General features: G+C 68.7%; 22 protein-coding genes. 6 read left to right on the forward strand and 16 right to left on the reverse strand.

Translation table 11 applies throughout. The features are described 5' to 3' along the window. Window positions 1–161 precede the first annotated feature (161 nt). The 3 genes from ACH34S_RS18230 to ACH34S_RS18240 all read right to left on the reverse strand — a co-directional run bounded on the left by ACH34S_RS18230 (window position 162) and on the right by ACH34S_RS18240 (window position 1,561). Window positions 162–590 carry a DUF3052 domain-containing protein gene (locus ACH34S_RS18230; RefSeq protein ID WP_131967297.1) on the reverse strand — a complete coding sequence of 143 codons (429 nt, stop codon included), beginning with the start codon at window positions 588–590 and terminating at the stop codon, window positions 162–164. A 258-nt stretch (window positions 591–848) separates the two neighbouring features. Beyond that, window positions 849–1,256 carry a YjbQ family protein gene (locus ACH34S_RS18235; protein WP_395953841.1) on the reverse strand — a complete coding sequence of 136 codons (408 nt, stop codon included), beginning with the start codon at window positions 1,254–1,256 and terminating at the stop codon, window positions 849–851. A gap of 107 nt (window positions 1,257–1,363) precedes the next feature. Beyond that, on the reverse strand, window positions 1,364–1,561 hold the full coding sequence (locus ACH34S_RS18240) for a DUF1918 domain-containing protein (protein ID WP_395953842.1): 198 nt from the start codon (window positions 1,559–1,561) through the stop codon (window positions 1,364–1,366). Window positions 1,562–1,877: 316 nt separating this feature from the next. Between ACH34S_RS18240 and aceE the strand changes: the two genes are divergently transcribed. After that, window positions 1,878–4,667 carry a pyruvate dehydrogenase (acetyl-transferring), homodimeric type gene (aceE, locus tag ACH34S_RS18245; RefSeq protein ID WP_395953843.1) on the forward strand — a complete coding sequence of 930 codons (2,790 nt, stop codon included), beginning with the start codon at window positions 1,878–1,880 and terminating at the stop codon, window positions 4,665–4,667. A 78-nt stretch (window positions 4,668–4,745) separates the two neighbouring features. Here aceE and ACH34S_RS18250 read toward each other — a convergent pair whose 3' ends face one another. Both ACH34S_RS18250 and ACH34S_RS18255 read right to left on the reverse strand, forming a co-directional pair. Continuing rightward, on the reverse strand, window positions 4,746–5,123 hold the full coding sequence (locus ACH34S_RS18250) for a VOC family protein (protein WP_395953844.1): 378 nt from the start codon (window positions 5,121–5,123) through the stop codon (window positions 4,746–4,748). Further along, window positions 5,120–5,599 (reverse strand): ATP-binding protein, encoded by a 480-nt coding sequence (locus tag ACH34S_RS18255; protein ID WP_395953845.1) that lies wholly within the window; start codon window positions 5,597–5,599, stop codon window positions 5,120–5,122. The genes ACH34S_RS18250 and ACH34S_RS18255 overlap by 4 nt, the downstream gene beginning before the upstream one ends. Window positions 5,600–5,813: 214 nt before the next feature. On the opposite strand from ACH34S_RS18255, the gene ACH34S_RS18260 reads away from it, so the two are divergent. The 4 genes from ACH34S_RS18260 to ACH34S_RS18275 are packed head-to-tail and all read left to right on the forward strand — an operon-like array spanning window position 5,814 to window position 7,883. Next, complete coding sequence (locus ACH34S_RS18260; protein WP_395953846.1) at window positions 5,814–6,668, forward strand: helix-turn-helix domain-containing protein; 855 nt, start codon at window positions 5,814–5,816, stop codon at window positions 6,666–6,668. After that, entirely contained in the window at window positions 6,665–6,862 is a 198-nt protein-coding gene (locus ACH34S_RS18265; RefSeq protein WP_395953847.1) for a DUF397 domain-containing protein, read from the forward strand. The genes ACH34S_RS18260 and ACH34S_RS18265 overlap by 4 nt, the downstream gene beginning before the upstream one ends. Next, window positions 6,859–7,047: a DUF397 domain-containing protein gene (locus ACH34S_RS18270; RefSeq protein ID WP_395953848.1), complete on the forward strand. Its 189-nt coding sequence runs from the start codon at window positions 6,859–6,861 to the stop codon at window positions 7,045–7,047. The genes ACH34S_RS18265 and ACH34S_RS18270 overlap by 4 nt, the downstream gene beginning before the upstream one ends. After that, window positions 7,047–7,883, forward strand: a complete 837-nt coding sequence (locus ACH34S_RS18275; protein WP_395953849.1) for a hypothetical protein — start codon at window positions 7,047–7,049, stop codon at window positions 7,881–7,883. The genes ACH34S_RS18270 and ACH34S_RS18275 overlap by 1 nt, the downstream gene beginning before the upstream one ends. 142 nt (window positions 7,884–8,025) lie before the next feature. On the opposite strand, the gene ACH34S_RS18280 is transcribed toward ACH34S_RS18275, so the two are convergent. The 7 genes from ACH34S_RS18280 to ACH34S_RS18310 form a co-directional block, all read right to left on the reverse strand. Next, window positions 8,026–8,532 carry a hypothetical protein gene (locus ACH34S_RS18280; RefSeq protein ID WP_395953850.1) on the reverse strand — a complete coding sequence of 169 codons (507 nt, stop codon included), beginning with the start codon at window positions 8,530–8,532 and terminating at the stop codon, window positions 8,026–8,028. Window positions 8,533–9,086: 554 nt separating this feature from the next. Next, window positions 9,087–9,530 carry a hypothetical protein gene (locus ACH34S_RS18285; RefSeq protein WP_395953852.1) on the reverse strand — a complete coding sequence of 148 codons (444 nt, stop codon included), beginning with the start codon at window positions 9,528–9,530 and terminating at the stop codon, window positions 9,087–9,089. A 63-nt stretch (window positions 9,531–9,593) separates the two neighbouring features. Continuing rightward, the gene (locus tag ACH34S_RS18290) at window positions 9,594–10,241 is read right to left on the reverse strand and encodes a lipocalin family protein (RefSeq protein WP_395953853.1); all 648 of its coding nucleotides are present in this window, start codon (window positions 10,239–10,241) and stop codon (window positions 9,594–9,596) included. 246 nt (window positions 10,242–10,487) lie between these two features. Then, entirely contained in the window at window positions 10,488–11,948 is a 1,461-nt protein-coding gene (locus ACH34S_RS18295) for an MFS transporter (RefSeq protein ID WP_395953854.1), read from the reverse strand. Further along, entirely contained in the window at window positions 11,945–12,652 is a 708-nt protein-coding gene (locus tag ACH34S_RS18300; protein WP_395953855.1) for a hypothetical protein, read from the reverse strand. The genes ACH34S_RS18295 and ACH34S_RS18300 overlap by 4 nt, the downstream gene beginning before the upstream one ends. Then, window positions 12,649–13,422 carry an MMPL family transporter gene (locus ACH34S_RS18305; RefSeq protein WP_395953980.1) on the reverse strand — a complete coding sequence of 258 codons (774 nt, stop codon included), beginning with the start codon at window positions 13,420–13,422 and terminating at the stop codon, window positions 12,649–12,651. The genes ACH34S_RS18300 and ACH34S_RS18305 overlap by 4 nt, the downstream gene beginning before the upstream one ends. Before the next feature lie 9 nt (window positions 13,423–13,431). Continuing rightward, a complete protein-coding gene (locus ACH34S_RS18310) occupies window positions 13,432–14,865 on the reverse strand; it encodes an MMPL family transporter (protein WP_395953856.1) in 1,434 nt (477 codons plus the stop codon). 219 nt (window positions 14,866–15,084) lie between these two features. Here ACH34S_RS18310 and ACH34S_RS18315 point away from each other — a divergent pair, with 219 nt between their 5' ends. Beyond that, window positions 15,085–15,735 (forward strand): TetR/AcrR family transcriptional regulator, encoded by a 651-nt coding sequence (locus tag ACH34S_RS18315; protein ID WP_395953857.1) that lies wholly within the window; start codon window positions 15,085–15,087, stop codon window positions 15,733–15,735. 134 nt (window positions 15,736–15,869) lie between these two features. On the opposite strand, the gene ACH34S_RS18320 is transcribed toward ACH34S_RS18315, so the two are convergent. The 4 genes from ACH34S_RS18320 to ACH34S_RS18335 all read right to left on the reverse strand — a co-directional run bounded on the left by ACH34S_RS18320 (window position 15,870) and on the right by ACH34S_RS18335 (window position 19,037). Further along, complete coding sequence (locus ACH34S_RS18320) at window positions 15,870–16,586, reverse strand: helix-turn-helix transcriptional regulator (protein WP_395953858.1); 717 nt, start codon at window positions 16,584–16,586, stop codon at window positions 15,870–15,872. A 51-nt stretch (window positions 16,587–16,637) separates the two neighbouring features. Next, window positions 16,638–17,588: an alpha/beta fold hydrolase gene (locus tag ACH34S_RS18325; protein WP_395953859.1), complete on the reverse strand. Its 951-nt coding sequence runs from the start codon at window positions 17,586–17,588 to the stop codon at window positions 16,638–16,640. Between the two features lie 16 nt (window positions 17,589–17,604). Further along, a complete protein-coding gene (locus tag ACH34S_RS18330; RefSeq protein ID WP_395953860.1) occupies window positions 17,605–18,633 on the reverse strand; it encodes a PHP domain-containing protein in 1,029 nt (342 codons plus the stop codon). Window positions 18,634–18,701: 68 nt separating this feature from the next. Then, window positions 18,702–19,037: a hypothetical protein gene (locus ACH34S_RS18335; RefSeq protein ID WP_395953861.1), complete on the reverse strand. Its 336-nt coding sequence runs from the start codon at window positions 19,035–19,037 to the stop codon at window positions 18,702–18,704. Window positions 19,038–19,288 lie beyond the last annotated feature (251 nt).

Below are 19,288 nucleotides of genomic sequence, written 5' to 3' on the forward strand. Positions count from 1 at the left end.
GGCCGGCTACGCGCAGCCGCCCGCGTGGGGCCCGCCGCGCGCAGCCGACTGCCGTAGGGCTCGATGCGCGCAGCGGTTCCCGTGGGCCCCGCTGCGTGCGGCCGGTTGCGTGCGGCCGGTTGCGTGCGGCCGGTTGCGTGGTGCTCGTTGCGTGCGGTCGCCTACTTGCGGACCTTGGGCGCGACGAGACGCGTCCCCGACCACTCCTTCGCGGCGCTGACGCTGCTGGTCTGCGACAGGCCGGCCGTCTGGGCGGCCTCGCCGATGTCGCTCGGCTCCACATGCCCGTCGCGGCCCGCCTTCGGCGTCAGCAGCCAGATGTCGCCGCCGCCGGTGAGCGGGATCATCGCGTCGGTCAGGCCTTCGAACAGGTCGCCGTCCTCCTCGCGCCACCACAGCAGCACGACGTCGACCACGTCGTCGTAGTCCTCGTCGACCAGCTCGTTCCCCGTGACGGCCTCGACGGATTCCCGGAGCTCCTCGTCGACGTCGTCGTCGTAGCCGATCTCCTGCACCACCTGGCCCGCCTTCAGGCCGAGCCGTTCGGCCAGGCTGCGCTCAGACTGCGCCTGACCCGCGGTCGCGCTCACGAAAGTCCTCCCATTGTCGTCGTCCGCACGATGCCGTGCATATCTATTCCGGCCCCCGGGACGGGTGGCCCGCCCGCACCTGTGCGGTGTTTGCGGGACAGTCCACACAAGTGAGGGCCCCTAGCGCAAGTGTCTTCCCGGCTTTTGGTGGCCTCATTGGCCCGATTACGGGGAATCCCGTAACCACGCGTCCACGGAAAGTGACAACCCCCGCGTCACACCCATGCCCCGCGCGGGACGACACTCGGATCGTTTCGCTCATCCTTTAAGGAAAGACAGTCGTACCTGGCGATCCGGGTTGTCCACATTGAGGTCGACCAGGGCGATCGACTGCCACGTTCCCAGCGCGAGCCGTCCGCCGGCGACCGGAATCGTGGCGAACGGCGGGACGATCGCGGGCATGACGTGCGAGCGGCCGTGCCCCCGCGACCCGTGCGCGTGCCGCCAGCGGTCGTCCGCCGGGAGCAGGTCGCCGAGGGCGGCGAGGAGGTCGTCGTCGCTGCCGGAACCCAGTTCGAGGATCGCCACGCCGGCGGTGGCGTGCGGGACGAAGACGTGCAGCAACCCGTCGCCACCCGCCGCCGCGGCGAACCGCTCGCATTCGGCCGTCAGGTCGTGCACGGCCTCGCGCGTGCCTGTGGTCACCCGGACCACGGTGCTTTCCATGGTTCCCGGTCTACCCGATCCGGACGCCCGAACGCATAGGGCCACGCGTCCGGCGGGCAGTGAATCCGGCTAGCACGCTAGCTAGCGCCTCCGGCTAGTGCGCCTGGCTAGTACGACATCTGTTCTCTGGGCTCGATCACCGCGTCCGGCCCTGGGTAGACCAGGGTCTCGTGGCCGTCGTCGAACCTCACCACGTACGGCGGGCCGCCGTCGGGGCCGCGCACTTCCATGATCTCGCCTGACCGGTCCTTCTGGCCCACGACGTTGCCGTGAACGTGCAGCCGGTCTCCGATCTGTCCGTTCATCACTCCCCCAAGCTCGCTGGTCCGCCACCGGGACGGACCGTGCCTGGCATGTGGTGCCGTTGTTCCCAGCCTCATACGTTCCCCGCGCCCCGTCGAGGGGAATCTTTCCCGATCCGGGAAAAACCGGGCGCCGCGACGGTGGGTACCCGGATCCGCCGGGGAGAATGGTTACCGTCTGGTAGAGATGCGTTAGCCATCATTAGCGGCGACGATGGATCAGATACCGAGGCGACGAACAGTCGGCCTGGGACCGGCGGCCCGCCGCACTGCGGCGGCCGGTCCCACCAGCAAAGACGGTAAGGACAGAGGGGACCCCGTGGCTTCCGGACGTCAACGCTTTTCGATCATCAGCGACGGGCTGCCGAGCCAGCTGCCCGACATCAACCCGGACGAGACCCGGGAGTGGCTGGAGTCGCTGGACACGGTCATCAAGACCGAGGGCCGCGGCAGGGCGCGCTACGTGATGCTGCGGCTCCTGGAACGGGCCCGCGAGCTGCAGGTAGGCGTGCCCAGCCTGCGCAGTACCGACTTCATCAACACGATCCCGCCGGAGCACGAGCCCTGGTTCCCCGGCGACGAGCACGTCGAGCGGCGCATCCGCGCCTACATCCGGTGGAACGCCGCGATCATGGTGTCGCGGGCGAACCGGCCCGACATCGGCGTCGGCGGGCACATCGCCACCTACGCCTCCGCCGCCTCCCTCTACGAGGTCGGCTTCAACCACTTCTTCCGCGGCAAGGACCACGGCGAGTCCGGCGACCAGGTGTTCATCCAGGGGCACGCCTCGCCGGGCATCTACGCCCGCGCCTACCTGGAGGGACGGCTCCCGGGCGACAAGCTCGACGGGTTCCGGCAGGAGCACTCGCATCCGGGCGGCGGGCTGTCGTCGTACCCGCACCCGCGCCTCATGCCCGACTTCTGGGAGTTCCCGACCGTCTCGATGGGCCTGACGGCGATCGACTCGGTCTACCAGGCCCGGTTCAACCGCTACCTCTACAACCGCAAGATCAAGGACACGTCGCGGTCGCACGTGTGGGCGTTCCTCGGCGACGGCGAGATGTCCGAGCCGGAGTCGCTGGGCGCGATCGGCCTCGCCGCCCGCGAGGAGCTCGACAACCTCACCTTCGTCGTCAACTGCAACCTCCAGCAGCTGGACGGCCCGGTACGCGGCAACGGGAAGATCATCCAGGAGCTGGAGTCGTTCTTCCGGGGCGCGGGCTGGAACGTCATCAAGGTCATCTGGGGCCGCGACTGGGACCCGCTGCTCGCCCAGGACGTCGACGGCGTCCTCGTCAACCAGATGAACACCACGCCCGACGGCCAGTTCCAGACGTTCAGCGTCGAGTCCGGCGAGTACATCCGGGAGAAGTTCTTCGGCGCCGACCCGCGGCTGCGCAAGATCGTCCAGCATCTGTCGGACGACGAGCTGCGCAAGCTGTCGCGCGGCGGGCACGACTACCGCAAGGTGTACGCGGCGTTCAAGGCGGCCCGCGAGCACGTCGGGCAGCCGACCGTGATCCTCGCGCACACGATCAAGGGCTGGACGCTCGGCTCCGACTTCGAGGCCCGCAACGCCACCCACCAGATGAAGAAGCTCACCAAGGCCGAGCTGAAGGAGTTCCGGGACCGCCTCTACCTGGACATCCCCGACTCCGCCCTGGAAGCGCCCCTCCCGCCCTACTACCACCCGGGCGAGGACTCCGACGAGATCCAGTACATGCGCGAGCGCCGCGCCGCCCTCGGCGGTTTCGTACCTAAACGAGTAGTACGGGCCAAGCCGCTCAAACTCCCCGGCGACCCGGTCTACGCCGAGATGAAGAAGGGCTCCGGCAAGCAGAACGTCGCGACGACGATGGCGTTCGTCCGGCTGCTCAAGGACCTGATCAAGGACGAGAACATCGGCGCCCGGTTCGTCCCGATCGCCCCGGACGAGTACCGCACGTTCGGCATGGACTCGCTGTTCCCCACGTCCAAGATCTACTCGCCGCACGGGCAGACGTACGAGGCCGTCGACCGCAAGCTCCTGCTCTCCTACAAGGAGTCGGAGAGCGGCCAGATGCTGCACGAAGGCATCAGCGAGGCCGGATCCATGGCCTCGACCATCGCCGCGGGCACGGCATACGCCACGCACGGCGAGCACATGATCCCGGTCTACATCTTCTACTCGATGTTCGGGTTCCAGCGGACCGGCGACCAGATGTGGGCGCTCGGCGACCAGATGGGCCGCGGGTTCCTCCTCGGCGCCACCGCCGGACGCACCACCCTCACCGGTGAGGGCCTGCAGCACGCCGACGGGCACTCCCCGCTGCTAGCCGCGACGAACCCGGCATGCGTCCACTACGACCCGACGTGGGCGTTCGAGCTGGCGTACATCGTCCAGGACGCGCTGCGCCGCATGTACGGGACGTCCGAGGACCACCCCAACGGCGAGGACATCTTCTACTACCTCACCATCTACAACGAGCCATACCAGCAGCCGGTGGAGCCGGAAGACCTCGACGTCGACGGCCTCCTCAAGGGCCTGTACCGGTACAAGACCGCCCCGGAGGTCACCTCGGGCAACGGCGAGGCCCCGCGCGCGCAGATCCTCGCGTCCGGCGTCGGCGGCCGCTGGGCGTTGGAGGCGCAGCGCCTCCTCGCCGAAGACTGGGGCGTCGCGGCGGACGTGTGGTCGGCCACCTCGTGGAACGAGCTGGCCCGCGAGGCCCGCGACTGCGACGAGTGGAACATGCTGAACCCGGACTCCGACCAGCGCGTCCCGTACGTCACCCGGAGGCTCGACAACGTCGCCGGGCCGATCGTCGCGGTGTCGGACTTCATGCGGGCCGTCCCCGACCAGATCGCCCCGTGGGTCCACTCGGACTTCACCTCGCTCGGCACGGACGGCTTCGGCTTCTCCGACACCCGCGCCGCCGCCCGCCGGTTCTTCCACGTGGACGCGGCATCGATCGTCCTCGCGGTCCTGACCCGGCTGGCCCGGCACGGCGAGGTCAAGCCGGAGACGCTCCAGCAGGCCATCCAGCGCTACCAGCTCAACGCGGACGTCGGCGACGTCTTCGCGGGCGGCGCCGGAAGCGCCGAGAGCAACACGGGCGGCGACGCCTGAGGTGATCGCGGAGGTGTAGGCCGCGATCACACGCAGAAGGGCCCCGAGGTTTCTCGGGGCCCTTTCCGCGTCCGGGGGTCAGGAGGCGGGTGGCGGCGTGAACACGCCGAACCGGTTGCCCGTGGGGTCCTCCAGGTAGGCGAACTTGAGACCGTTGACCGTGGTCATGGTCGGCTCCGCGACCTTGCCGCCGTTCTTCTCCGTCTGCGCGCACATGGCCTCGACGTCCTCGACCATGACCAGGAACATCGCGTGGTTGCGGGACGCGTCGGGCTCGTGCGAGATCCCGCCGCTCGGCGCGTCTGCGCCCGGGTAGGTGACCAGGTCGTAGCCGTCCGCGTCCGGGTCGAGCGCGAACTTCCAGCCGAACATGTCACCGTAGAAGCGCCTGGCCTCGTCGGGCGCGTGGGTGCCGACCTGGAACCACGTGACGGTGTTGAACGCGGGAACAGTCATCGATTTCCTCCTTCAAACGCTGCTGAGACCAGCGTCTTGGAGGCCCGCGACAACCCCCTGTCGGAGTTTCCGGACGAGTTCTCCCCCACCCGGAATTCCGCCCACACGACGGTGCGGGGCCCGTCCGCCCGGAATCCCCACCTCTCCGTGAGGGCCTCGACGACCCGCAGCCCGCGTCCGCCCTCGGCAAGGGTCTCGGCCTTGAGGTGGGGACGCTTGCCACCCGCACCGTCGTCGGAGACCTCCAGCCGGTAGACGCCCCGCCCGGCCAGCAGGCTGATCGTCACCCGGCCGCCCTTTCCCGAGTCCGTGTGGGTGATCGCGTTGGAGAAGGTCTCGCTCCCGACCGTCACGAGGTCGTCCAGCAGCGGGTGGGCCTGCGGCAGCATGTCCCGGAGGAACCGCCGAGCATGCGCGACGGACCGTCGCACACCCGGAAGCGTGAGCGTCCCGACCACGACAAGCCCACCGCTCATCACACCCACGACACACCCCGCCACCCAACCACCGCCCCGTCCTCGCCGGTCCGGGTCCAACTCATCTCGGGCGCTCCCATTCGGCGCCTCCCTTCGATTCGGAAACGCCCGCCAGATTCGTCGCCCGAAGTGCTCGTGTCCCCCGCCCTGAACGTTCCCCGACTGAACGTTCAATGCATGTACGAGCAACCACACTCGGTGACACCCTGGAGAGATGCCTTCCGGGAACGCCCCCACCGTTCGCCAGCGCCGGATCGGCTCGGCGCTCCGCAAAGCCCGCGACCACCACAACCTGACCGTCGCCACCGCCGCCGGCCGCTTCGGCCGCTCCCAGGGCTGGCTGAGCATGGTCGAAAACGGCCTACAGACCATCGCCCCCGACGAACTCAGCGCCCTCCTCGACTTCTACAACATCGAGAACGGCCCCCTCCGCGAATCCCTCATCCACCTAGCCACCCACAAACTCGGGTCATGGGAACGGGCCTACGAAGACAGAATCTCGGCTGCCGCCCTTGACCTTGCCAGCCTGGAGGAGGACGCCGCCGAGATTCGCACCTTCCAATCCAGCGTCGTCCCAGGACTCCTCCAGATCCCGGACTACGCCCGAAGGATCATCACAATCGGCAACGCCAAACGGCCGCACGCCATCAAGACGCTTGTCGACTTCCGACTATCGCGCCAGCGCGTGCTAAGCCGCTCCGAACCGCCCCATTACACACCGATCATCGCGGAGGCCGTCCTCCACAACCAGGTCGGCGGCGATCCCGCGATCTTGCGGGCACAGGTTCGACGGCTGGCCGAAGCCGCCCGACTCAATCACGTGGAACTCCGCGTTCTGCCCAGCACGGCCAGCGAGTACCTCGGGCTCATTACGCCGTATCACCTTGTGTCTCTGCGCCCACCTGGGCGGCTGACCGTGTCCGTCTACGACCAGCTCACCAAGAGCATCTTCCTGGAGGACGAGGCCGAGGTCGCGACTCATGAGGATATCTTCGGATTGCTGCTCTCAGCATCCCTGAGCAGATCGGCTTCGCTGATCCTCATTGAGGAGATAGCGTCACAATCATGAACGCCCCCAAGCCGTCCCACGCCCGCTGGCGCAAGAGCACCTACAGCGGTGCTCACGAAAACGAATGCGTAGAAGTCGCCGACCTCAACGAGCGCATCGCCATCCGCGATAGCAAAACCCCCGGCGCCGGACACCTCACCCTCAGCCGCCAGGGCTTCGCTGCCCTCCTCGCTCACCTGACGTCGAAGCCATGAACGCCCCAACCCGCTGGAGCAAGAGCAGCCACAGCGGCGGCAACGAAGGCGAGTGCGTCGAGGTCGCCGAGTTGGACGGTCAAATCGGCGTCCGCGACAGCAGGGACCCAACCGCCGTCCATCTCACGCTCACACGCGAGTGCTTCGCCGCCCTTCTCAATCGCCTGGGCCATAGCCTGATGTAGTGAAGTTCCCCCCATTTGGTGTGCTTCTGGGACGGCTGCTCGACCATCGGCAGTCGGATGTCGGTTCGTTGTCGCGGGCCGCCGGTGTCTCCGAGGCTGAGCTGCGAGATGTCATTGGCGGCCTGCGGCCCGGCCCTGAACTGCTCGTGGCGCTGGCTCCGGCGTTGGGCCTGCACGCTGCGGATCTGTTCGCGATGGCGGGCCAGAAGGTGCCGGATTACCTGGCTCCCCTGGACGCGTCCGCAAGATGGTACGTCTCCCACCTGGTGAACTATGCGCTCTGCCTTCCGGCGGACCAGCGAGCCGAGCTGCACCGGCTGGTGCGAGAATTGCCGCACGACCCGCGACGGCAACCATACGTCCCGTACAAATGGTTCGACCCGCGTAAGGCGGGATTCGGAGCCATGGTCGCGAACATGCTGTACGCGAACCGGAACCTGGACGCCGGGGCAGCGGCGAAGGTGCTTGCGCTCTGCTCCAACGGCCGCATGTACGTGTCCGCGGTGACGGTCGTGATGATCGGACAGGCCAGGGTCGAACTGACCCCCGAAAGGCTGGCCGACCTGTCCACTGTGATCGACATACCCGCCGGGGATCTGGCCGCGATCATCGGCATCCCATTGCCGGATGGATCTCCTCCCGAGGACCCGGCTGCAGCCGATGTGGCGGCGCTCGTCTGGGAGGTCCGGCGCCTGTCCGCCCAGCAGTTGTGGCAGGTCTGCGTCCGGGCCGAGGAGATGCGATACGCCCTTCCCCACGACGCCATCGACCGGAAGTTCTACAGCGCAGGCGCCTTCCGAATCTCTCGCCACCCACCGGCAACCCCGGATTCATGATCATCCGCGTCCACGAAATGGGCCTCTACAGGCGCTACTTCGACCTGATCGCGACCGGCCGCAAGGCCACCATGCCCACGGCGAAATGCGCACCACCCCAGCGTCCAGGTCCACATGGAAGGGCGGGTTTTCCGCCGCCTGGTCAGGCCGGCGGATCGTCTCGAAAGAGATCCTCTTTCACACCTCGGCCGCCCCAGCGGGTCGCAACGAGTTCGGGACGAGGGCGGGTCGGCTCGGGCAGCCAGCGGTGTCGTCTGGTGTCGGGCGCGGGGCTATCCCAGTCGGCGATCAGCGCAAAAGGATCCGCGCGCTCAGGCTCATCGTCACACGGCTCCCGGATGACCATCGCTGGGTAAAAGCGCGTCTCCTGAGCGTCCTCGCAGTCATCCGTCCGAGAGGCGACCAAGGAGCCGCAGCTTTCACAAGCCACACACGGGGGCCACCCCACCACGGACCAGCAGCCCGTGTGAACAAGGTCATGGACGAAGCGTGTCCCGCGTACGTCGCCGGGTGAGAGGACGAAGGTGCCGACGACCTGATCAGGGCCATACGCGGCCTCGTCGATCGCATAGGTGCCGGGGTCGAGGCGCGGCGGGTTCACGTGATGGCAATCCAGGAGCGTCCAGTGCGGCCCCGCCGTCAGCTCCACCAACCGGATCGGGATGCTCAGCGTGTTCCCGCACCACGCACACCGAAAGCTTTCCACTGCGACATCATGACATTTCGGGCCAGGCGAAAGCATCCGAGAATATGAGGGAGCAGGCGTTTGCGTGACGGATCATCTCGAAGTGCTCGCCTTCGTGAATGCACTCATCTCGCCACACCCGGAAGCGACCAGGAGCAGCTCACCGTCACCCAAAGTAATTGTTGGGTCATCATCATCGACGGGCGCGGCGTTCTGATCGACTGGGCCTGGCCGACCAGGGGCGCTGGATGGGTGGACCCGGCCTGCCTGATTCTGCGGCTCATGGCCGACGGGCACGGCGCCGCACAGGCCGAAGAGGTCGTGAGCCCGCTCCCGGCATGGTCGGTCGCCCCGCCTGATGCCGTGGCGGCTTTCGCGGCGGCAGTGCAAACCTCTGGACCGAGATCGCCGGGCACGATCAGTCGTCGTGGACCAAGGCCATGGAGTCGGCCGCGCTTGAGTGGGCCGCCTACCGCACGGCACGCACCTTGCGAGCCGGAAACTAGAACCCTTTGTTATCAGCTGTGGTCGTGTGAAGAGCCAAGAATCGGTTCGACGTTGTTGGCCGCGTCGTGTGGGCAGCGCCAGACAGCCATTTCATCGACGGCTTCAGCCATCATTGGATGCTGATGGTTCGGGCAAGCAGGAGCTGGCCGGCCTGAACCAATCTCCATGATGTAATCCTGAATATGCGAAGCCAACGCGACGACCGCGTCAGGCTCTGAAACACCAAGAGGGTACAGAGCGTACCCAATATTCTTTCGGCCGCTTTCGCTGAGCGTGATCCGGACATGGGAGAGTGAGTGCAACTCCAGGATCAAGCGATCGGCGCCGGGCATGTCCTCGGTTCCGTAGGGGGCAACTTCTGTGATGTCGACGTGAGTGCGTGCGTCACTGCCGAGGCGATCGAGAATCGCCTCGGCAGTGTCACGCACATGCGCGAGAGGTTGTTCGTGAACCATGTGGAGGTCGAGACTACGGCCACATCGGCATTCGCGGCAGCAAGGAGCCGTCGTGTCTGGGTTCTAGGTGGAAGGTCGGGCTTTCCAGTCTCCGTATAGCTCGACGTAGGCGCGGCCGGTGGTTCGTTTACCGGCGCTGGTGCCGGTCACTGCGCATTCGGCCTCGTAGAGGCCGCGGGGTTGGCCGGGGTAGGGCACGTCGAGTTCCTGGTCGGTGACGAGCGAGCGGACGTCGAGACGGGTGTTTCGGCCAGGGATTTCGACGCGCCAGCGTGTCGGGTAGGTCTGGCCGGTCACTGGACTTGTCCAGAAGTCGCGGGCGTATTCGGCGAGGGGAACGATCGAAGCGACCGTGTGGTGGCCGTCGGGATCGACGATGGTGGCGTATGCCTGGTCTTCTCCGTCCTGCACCAGGTCCCAGACGTTGAGGCGGTCGCCGTCGTCGAGGTGGACGGCCATCCATGTCCAGCGCTGGATGCTCTCCCAGTGCCAGGTGCCCCATTGCCTGTCGAGCCAGGACGTGCCGTGCACCCGATGCGGGTGGCCGTCGATGGTGAGGGTTCCGCGCGTCGTCAGTGACGGTAGCGAGTAGTAGTGGCTGTGACCGTCCGCGAAGGGAATGAGGCCGGTGCCGCCGGGGTACAGCACCGGGCCGGAATGGCGCAGCGTCATCTCGATGTGCGCGTCGGGCAGGCGCGCGGTGAGGCGCATGGCCCGCATGGGGCCGGACAGGGCGGCCGAACCATCGCCGTCCGGTGGTGACGTGGCCGACGACGTACCACCATTCGTAGGCGGCCTGCGCGTCGGAGGCCTGGTCGGACGGTAGACGCACGTATCGGGGGAAGGTTTGCCGAGTTGGTGAGCGGTCGGCTCGCGCGGCGCGTCCGGGCCCCAGTGGGGTGAGGACGGGCGCGGCTGTGGCGGCCAGGCCGAGGCCGAGGAGGTTTCGCCTGCTGGTCATGAGAGTTGCCCTTCGGACGGTACGGGCGGCTGGGGTCGGCGGGTGCGGGTGGAGGTGATCGCGGTGATCGCGAGGACGCCGACGACGGTCCAGATCGCGGCGGGCATCGCGTCGTGGTCGAACCGGCCGGTCGCCGAGGTGTCGCTGACGCCCGCTTGCAGGACGGCGCCGACGACGACCGCGCCGAGAAGCGTTCCGACCTGGCGCAGGGTGCTGATCACACCGGAGGCGGCACCGGCCATCGCGGGCGGGACGTCGCGCATGGCGAGCGCGTTCGCGGGCGCGAACACCATTCCGGCGCCGACCCCGCAGACGATCATTCCCGGCAGGAGTGCGAGAACGTCGGTGTGCTGGCCGGACGCGGCGAGGAGCAGGACGAAGCCCGTGGCGAACAGCGCGAGGCCGGGCGGGAAGACGAGCCGCGGATCGACGCGGTCGGCGAGGCGTCCCGTGACGGGCGAGATGAGCAGCGTCGCCACGGCCGGTGGCGCGAGTATCAGCCCGGCCTCGGCCGGCGTCAGGTCGCGTGCCGATTGCAGGTAGAGCGTGTATGTGAGCAGCAGCGCGACCGTCGCGAACAAGGCGGCCATCAGCACCGCGTTCATCAGCGCGAAGTTCTGACGGCCGAACAGTTCAAAGGGCAGGAGGGGCGTACCGGCCTGCTTTGCGCGTTGGTGTAGCAAGAAGCCCGCTAGCAGGAGGAGTCCCAGAGCGACGGTTGGTGCCTGCCAGTCGTGGCGTTGTCCTTCGAGGAGGGCGAACACGGTCAGGGATAGTCCGCCTGCCGACAGCAGCATGCCGACGAGGTCGATACCGGTCGCGCGTTCTCGGCGTGGAGCGCGTTCGGGGATGAGGGCGTATCCCGCTGCGAGTGCGATCAGCCCTAGGGGAATGTTGGCGAGGAAGATGGACCGCCACGTGAGCGCGTCCACCAGAAGCCCTCCGGCGGTCGGGCCAGCGATGGTCGCCAGCCCGGCGACACCGCTCCACACGCCGAACGCGAAGCCTCGCCTCTCGGGCGGAAACGTCGTTGTGATGAGCGTCAGCGTTTGAGGCATCAGCACGGCGGCACCGGCGCCCTGCAGAGCGCGTGCCGCGATGAGCTGAGCGGGGTCTTGCGCCAGGCCGCACAACGCGGATGCCAGTGTGAACATCGCCAGGCCGGCGAGGAACACCGTCCGGGGGGTGTATCGGTCACCGAGACGGCCGAAGGGCAGCAGAAGCACCGCGAAGACCAGCGTGTAGCTGTTGACCACCCACAACGCTTGCGACAGGGACGCGTCAAGCCGTTGCTGGACGTCGGGGAGCGCGATGTTGGCGATGGTGGTGTCCAGCATCGTCATGAAGAACGCCACGGACACCGTGGCCAGGACCGGCCCTGACCGATCGCGTGGCGCACGAGGCGCGCTCACGACGGCGGCCTGGGATGGGTCTCGCGATGATGATCGCGGGGTCATGGCGCGGCCGGTTCAGCCGTCCGGATCTGACCCGTCGAGGATGCACGCATGCGGATCAGGACGATGCCGTACCACGCGATCCAGGCGACCCAGAGCAGCCATCCGGCCAGACCGAGGAGGTCGATCGGTCCGGGGTCGTCGAAGGCCAGCGAGAGAAGAACGGCCGATCCGAACTGGAGTCCGGCGGCCGCGAAGCCCAGGACCGCGTGTGATCGGCGGATCAGGCGGGTGCGGAGACCGGCGAGCGAAAGGCCGATCATGGCGGTGGCGAGGAAGGTGCCGTTCAGCGCGAAGAACGCCTCGTTCAACGACCACAGGCCTTTCGTCGCGGACGCGTCCGCCGCGGTGCCGGTCAGTGCGAGGCGGGTCGCGATGACACCGAGGAACGTCGTGTTCTGCAAGAGGAGGCCGGCGAAACCGACGAGCGACCACGCCTCGTCGCGGCGCCGCTCGATCGGCCACAGAGCCGCGGTCGCCGCGGCGCCGAACACGGTCGCAAGGAGCCATACGAACGGGCCGATCGCGCTGGTCAGCCGGACGATCGCGCCTTGGTCGCCGAAGAAGTCGGCGACGTCGTCGTCGGGTGCGCCGATGAGGGGAACGCCTGCCGGGGCGAGGACGAGGTTGCCGCCGACGAGCAGGGCGGCGAAACCGATCGCGGCGAAACCGATCGCGGCCCAGCCGCCGATACGGGAGAAGGTCATGATGCGTGCTCCTTCGCGAGGGTCGTGTCCGTGGGTTGCGGCCGTGATTCGAGGTTCAGCCTCGGCATCCGGCGTGCCAGAGCGGCGGGCATCCACCAGGCCCAGCGGCCCATGAGCTGCATCGCGGCCGGGACGACCAGGCAGCGGATGATGACGGCGTCCACCAGGATCGCGACGGCCATGCCGAACCCGACCTGCTGCAGGAGCCGCTGGTGGCTGAGCATGAACGCGCCGAAGATGAGGATCATGATCAGCCCGGCGGCGGTGATGACGGCGCCGGTGTGCGCGAGGCCCTCCCGTACCGCGCTCTCGTCGCTGCCGGTGCGCTCGCGCTCCTCGTGGATCCGGGAGACGAGGAACACCTCGTAGTCCATCGAGAGCCCGAAGACGATCGAGAACACCAGGACCGGGATGTACGCCTCGATCGGCGCCGGTTCGATGCCGAACAGTCCCTCCTGGAACACCAGGGTCATCGCGCCGAGCGCGGCTCCGATGCTGACGAGGTTCAGCACGGCCGCCTTGATCGGGATCAGCACCGACCGGAACATGACCATCAGGATCAGCAGCGACAGCCCGACGACGACCGCGATGAAGTACGGCATCCGTTGCGCGACCTTGTCGGCGTAGTCCTGCGTGGCCGCGGTGGCACCGCCGACGAAGAAGCCCGCGCCCGTCTGGTCCGACAGCTTGGGGAGGACGTCCTCACGGAGGGTGGTGACGAGTTCGGCGGTCCGCTCGTCCTGCGGCGACGTGTCGGGGATGGCGAGGATGGTGGCGACCTAGCCGTCCTGGCTGACCGTCGGCGGGGTCGTGGCGGCGATGCCCTCGGATTCGGCGAGGGCATGCGCCGCCGCCTGCGCTGGCCGCTCGGCTCCGCGGCCGCCGCGGTCGCCGCCGTCGACCGTGATGAGCAGCGGGCCGTTCACTCCCGGGCCGAAGCCCTCGGCGAGGAGATCGTAAGCCTGACGGCTCGTCGTGCCGGACGGATCGTTGCCCGCGTCGGCGAAGCCCAGCCGCATGTGCAGCGCCGGAGCCGCGAGGCCGCCGAGAACGAGGACGGCCAGCACGATCGCCGGGACGGGACGCCGCTGGACGGCGGTGGCGAGCCGGCGCCACGCCGCCCCCTCGGCCCGGCCCGGCTTCTTCGCGGCCCGCTTGGCCGCACGCGCGGTGAACTGGCGGGCGAAGCGCCCGCCGACCAGGGCGAGGAGGGCGGGCAGCAGCGTCAGCGACGCGATCATGGTCGCGAGCACCGTGAGCGCTAGTGCCAGGGCCGACCCCTGAACCGAGCCCAGTCCGAGGGTGACGAGGCCCAGCAGCGCGACGATCACCGTCGTCCCGGCGAAGAAGACCGTCCGCCCGGCGGAGTCGATCGCCGTGCTCGCGGCCGCTTCCGGCGTCCGGCCGCTGAGGAGTTCGCCGCGGTACCGCGCGAAGATCAGCAAGGCGTAGTCGATGCCGACGCCCAGCCCCACGAGCACCATGAGGTACTGGGTGTAGGACGAGATCGTGAACACGTGAGACGCCAGGACGATCACGCCGACGGCCGAACCCACCGCGAACAGCGCGGTGATGATCGGCAGGCTCGCCGCGACGACCGTGCCGAACATCAGGACCAGGATCACCAGCGCGGCCAGGATCCCGACCGTCTCGGCCGTGCCGGTCTCCCCTTCGGCCAGCAGCCGGGCCGCCGCACCACCCACCTCGACCCGCAGGCCGGCCGTCTCGGCGGACTGTGCGGTGTCGACGACGCGCTGTACCTCGTCGATCGGCATGTCCTCGGACGCGACATCGAGCACGGCCGTCGCATAGCCGACGGTGCCGTCCTGGGAGACCGTGGACGGGCTCCCGTACGGGCTGCTCACACGGCTGATGTGCGGCAGACGATCGACGTCGGTGAGCGCCGACTCGACCCTCTTCCGGACGGCGGGTTCGCCGAGTCCGCCGGTGGAGTGGAAGACGATCTGGAGGGTGTCCCCGGCGCGTCCGAACCCGTGCTCGGTCATCAGGTCGGCCGCGTGCTGCGATTGCGTTCCCGGCAGCGACACGTCGTCGCGGTAGCCGTCGCCGGTCATCGACGCGGCCACCCAGATGCCGGCCAGGACGGCGACCCACGCGCCGAGCGCCGCGAGCTTGCGGCGCTGAGCGAACCGCGCGATCCGGACGAACACCCCGGGGCGCGTCGAGGCACGCGCCGCGCTATCGGCACTCATGGACTCGCTCCAAGACTCGCTCCTGGACGCGCTCCCGGGACCCTGACCTGGCCGCGGCCGTCCGGCACGGCGTCGTGACCGTTGGCGTCGTGACCGCCGGCGTCGTGATCGTCATCCTGCGGGCGGCGCGGGTGGAAGGGTGGTGCGCGAAGCAACAAGGATCTGTCATACGCGTACTCTATTCATTAGAAGACGCGTAAAGTCAAATGGGAGCCGGTCATGCCCGATGAGCCCAAGAAGCGCCGCTACGACTCGCTGCGGCGGGAAACGCAGGCGTTGGAGACCCGCGCCGAGATCGCGCGAGCGGCGCGCAAGCTCTTCGTCGCACAGGGCTGGGCGGTCACGACGGTCCGCGACGTCGCGCGCGAGGCCGGGGTCTCCGCTCCGACAGTCTACGCCACCTACAAGAACAAGACCGGCCTGACCCGCGCGCTCGCCGACGCCGCCGGGCTCTCCGCCGACCCGGCGCAGATGCTCGCCGAACTCGAAGACCCGGCCGCCGACCCCGCGGACCAGCTCGCCGCCATGGCCTCCTTCGACCGCCGCCTCTACGAACGCGCGGGCGACATCATCGCCCTGATCCGCGACGCCGGACGCAGCGAACCCGAGCTCGCCGACATCTACTCCAACGGACGCGAGGCCGCGGACAGGACCAGGCGGCAGGTGTTCGAGTCCTGGCCGCCCGGATCACTGCGCGACGGCCTCGACCTGCAGACCGCGATCGACATCTACGCCGCCATCTGCAACATCGACAGCTACTCCACCTTCATCAACGAACGCCGCTGGACGCCCGACCAGATCGAACAGTGGTGGCGGGAGGCACTCCCCCGCGAACTGCTCAACCCCGAACGCCTACGCCCTCGACCGTGACCGCCCGCCTGACGGCGTTCCGTCGTCCCGCTTGGCGGCGAGCCACCGCCCAACCTGACGGCCACCTGTCGTCCCGCCCTGGGATGAGCCGCCGTCCCGCCCTGGCGGCGAGCCGTCGCCGCAGGCTTCTGGCGTCAGACGAGTTCGAGGGGGCGGACGACGTAGTCGGTCGGCGGACACGTCATCTCGTCGAAGGCGCGTTCGGGGGCGCGTTCGTCCAGGAGGGCGGCGCGGCGGATGCGGTCGATGCGGAAGACGCGGGCGCCGTCGCGGAGGCGGCACCAGCCGATCAGGTACCAGCGCAGCGAGATCGCGGTGAACGCGACCGGTTCGACGTCGCGTTCCGTTTCGATGCCGTCGGCGTCCTCGTAGCGGAGCCGGACGACGCGGCGGGCGGACATCGCCTCTTCCAGGACGGCGGGCACCGAGGTGGGCGCGTACTCGGGATCGGCCGCGTCCGGCGGCGTCATGAACCGGACGCGTTCGGCCAGCTCACGGGCCGATGCGCTGTCGGCCGCCGACATCGCCGCGACGATCTTGTGCAGCGCGGTGCGCGCGGACCTCGAATACGGCGAACCGCCCGCCCGGGACAGGGTGATCGCGACGGCCACGGCCTCGGCGGGCGTGAAGTTCAGCGGCGGCAGCGTCCGGCTCTTGTCGAGGGTGTAGCCGCCGCTGCGGCCCACGTCCGCGAAGATCGGTACCCCGGCCTGCTGCAGCGCGCCGATGTCGCGCTCGATCGTCCGGACGCTGACCTCGTACCGCGCGGCCAGCTCCCGCGCGCTGACCCGGCGCGGCGCGCAGGCCCGCAGCTCCTCCACCAGTGCGTACAAGCGGTCGGTCCGATTCACGCGCCGACCGTACGCCCCGCCTCCGACATTCCGAGGGCCGTCAGAGGACCCTCAGAGGCCGCGCAGGAAGGCGATCAAGGCGTCGTTGACCTCGGCGGGGCGTTCCTGCTGCGTCCAGTGGCCGCATCCGGACAGCCAGACGGTGTCGCGAAGGTTCGGCACGAAATCGTTCAGCGAGCCGATCGCCTTCCGTGCGCCGATGGCGGTGACGTCGCGGTCACCGGCTATGAACAGGGCGGGCGCGCCGATCCGCGCCCGGTGCCATGCGGCGGTGAGCTCCCAGTTGCGATCGAGGTTGCGGTACCAGTTGACGGGTCCGGTGAAGCCGCTGGACGCGTATTCGTCCACGTAGACGGCGATGTCTTCGTCGGTCAGCCAGCCCGAGAGCTTCTCCGGTTCGGCGAGCGTGTCGAGGAAGTCTCCGCCGTCCGGGATGGTCAGCAGGGGCACGGTGGCGTCCCCCGACAGCCCGTGCAGGACGCGTCGGAACGTGGCTTCCCGGTCGCGGTCGAAGGCCGCCTCGGGGGCGTCCGGCTGCTGGAAGTTCACCATGTAGAAGCCGTCCCCGAACAGGCGGCGCATCGCCGCGACCGGCGGCCCGCTGCCGCGCGGGCGATGCGGGACCGACATCCCGATCACCCCGCGCACCTTGTCCGGACGCATCTGCGCGAGCGCCCACGCCACCGGCGCGCCCCAGTCGTGCCCGGCGACGACGGCGCGCTCGGCGCCGAGAGCCGGTATCAAACCGGCCGCATCGCCCACCAGGTGCAGGATCGTGTACTGGTCGGCGTCCACCGGCCCGCCCGTCCGGGCATAGCCGCGCTGGTCCGGGGCGACGGCATGGAACCCGGCCTCGGCGAGCGCGGTGAGCTGGTGCCGCCACGAGTACCAGCATTCGGGGAAGCCGTGCAGGAGCAGCACGAGCGGCCCCTCGCCCGCCTCGGCGACATGCATGCGCAGCCCGCTCTCCGACTGGACGAAGCGATGCGTGATCTCGGTCATCGGTACCCCAGGATCGTCAGAGTTGGGCGCGGGTCCAGGCGAGGAGCTCGTCGGCGGGCAGGGCGTTGACGATCTGGGACTCGGGGACGGCGCAGCGCGCGGCCCGTTCGCAGCCGTAGGGCTGCCAGTCGAGCTGACCGGGGGCGTGGGCGTCGGAGTCGATCGAGAAGCGGCAGCCCGCCTCGACGGCCAGGCGGAGCAGGCGCTTCGGCGGGTCGAGGCGCTCCGGGCGCGAGTTGATCTCGACGGCGACGTCGTAGGCGGCGCACGCATCGAACACGAGAGCCGCGTCGAACTCCGACTCGGGACGCAGGCCGCCGCGCTTGCCACCAGCCTTGACGATGCGTCCGGTGCAGTGGCCGAGGACGTTCACGCGCGGATTCGCAATGGCCGCGACCATGCGCTTGGTCATCGCCACCCGATCCATACGGAGCTTGGAGTGGACGCTGGCGACGACGACGTCCAGCCGATCCAGGAGATCAGGATCCTGATCGAGCGTCCCGTCCTCCAAGATGTCGACCTCGATGCCGGTCAAGATGCGGAACGGTGCAAGCGACTCGTTGAGCTCGGCCACGGCGTCGAGCTGGCGGCGGAGGCGGTCGGCGGACAGGCCGTTGGCGACCTTCAGGCGCGGCGAATGGTCGGTGAGGGCGATGTACTCGTGCCCCAGGCCGCGCGCCGTTTCGGCCATTTCCTTGATGGGTGAACCGCCGTCCGACCAGTCGCTGTGGGTGTGCAGGTCGCCTTTGAGGGCGGCGCGGATGGCGGCGGCGGTCTCGTCCACCGGCTCGCCCTCGGTGGCCTCCAGTCGGCGCAGGTAGACGGGGGTCTCGCCGCGCAGCGCCTCCTCGATCACCAGCGCGGTGACCTTGCCGATGCCGGGCAGGGCGGTCAGCGTGCCCGCACCCGCACGGGCTTCGAGGTCGTCGCGGGACATCCGCTCTACGAGGTCGGCGGCAGTGCGGAAGGCCCGCACGCGGTAGGTCGGCTCGCGGGCGCGCTCCAGCAGGAACGCGATACGGCGCAGCGCTTCGACGGGCTCCACGCATCGCACCGTACCCAGACATCCGCTCTGTTCAAGCCGTCAAGTTCGGCCCGGCTCTGTCTGCTTTGTCACCAGTCTCGCCACTGGTCTGTGAGCGCGGCCGGGTCGATGCCCTGGCGGCGTGCCAGCGCCTTGACGTCGATTCCGGTGTGGGTGAGTGCGTGGTCGATGTATTCGCAGAGTTCTTCGCGGTCGATGGTGTCGAAGCCGTGGTCGTCGGTGCCTTCGATCTGGTTCAGCGCGACGACCACGTGTTCGACGGTGGCCATGATGGCCTGATCGGAGGTGATGTCCAGGGTGGCCAGCTCGGTTTCGAAGGTGAGCAGCGCTTGGTCGACCCGCTCCAGGAGTGAGCCGGGGTGGGTGCCGAGTTGCCGCCAGTTCTCGGTCGGGCGGGTGATCATGCGGGAACCGTAGCGGGTACCTCGGACGTCCGGGCTGCCAGAGCCAGGCGTGCGCCGAAGGCCACGTTCTCGTCGTAGGGGCTGGCCGGTTTGGAGGCAGTGAGTAGAGGCAGCCGGTCATACGGTTGAAGGTGTTGCGGAGCGCGCTGGTGTGTCGTTCGTCTCCGGCCTTGCGGCGGTAGTCGTAGTGGGCTCGGGGGCCTGGTGCGTGCAGGGAGGCGAACGCCCAGACGCAGCCGACGGCGGCCAAG

The sequence above is a fragment of the Actinomadura sp. 3N508 genome, assembly GCF_044326375.1.
GTDB lineage: Bacteria > Actinomycetota > Actinomycetes > Streptosporangiales > Streptosporangiaceae > Spirillospora.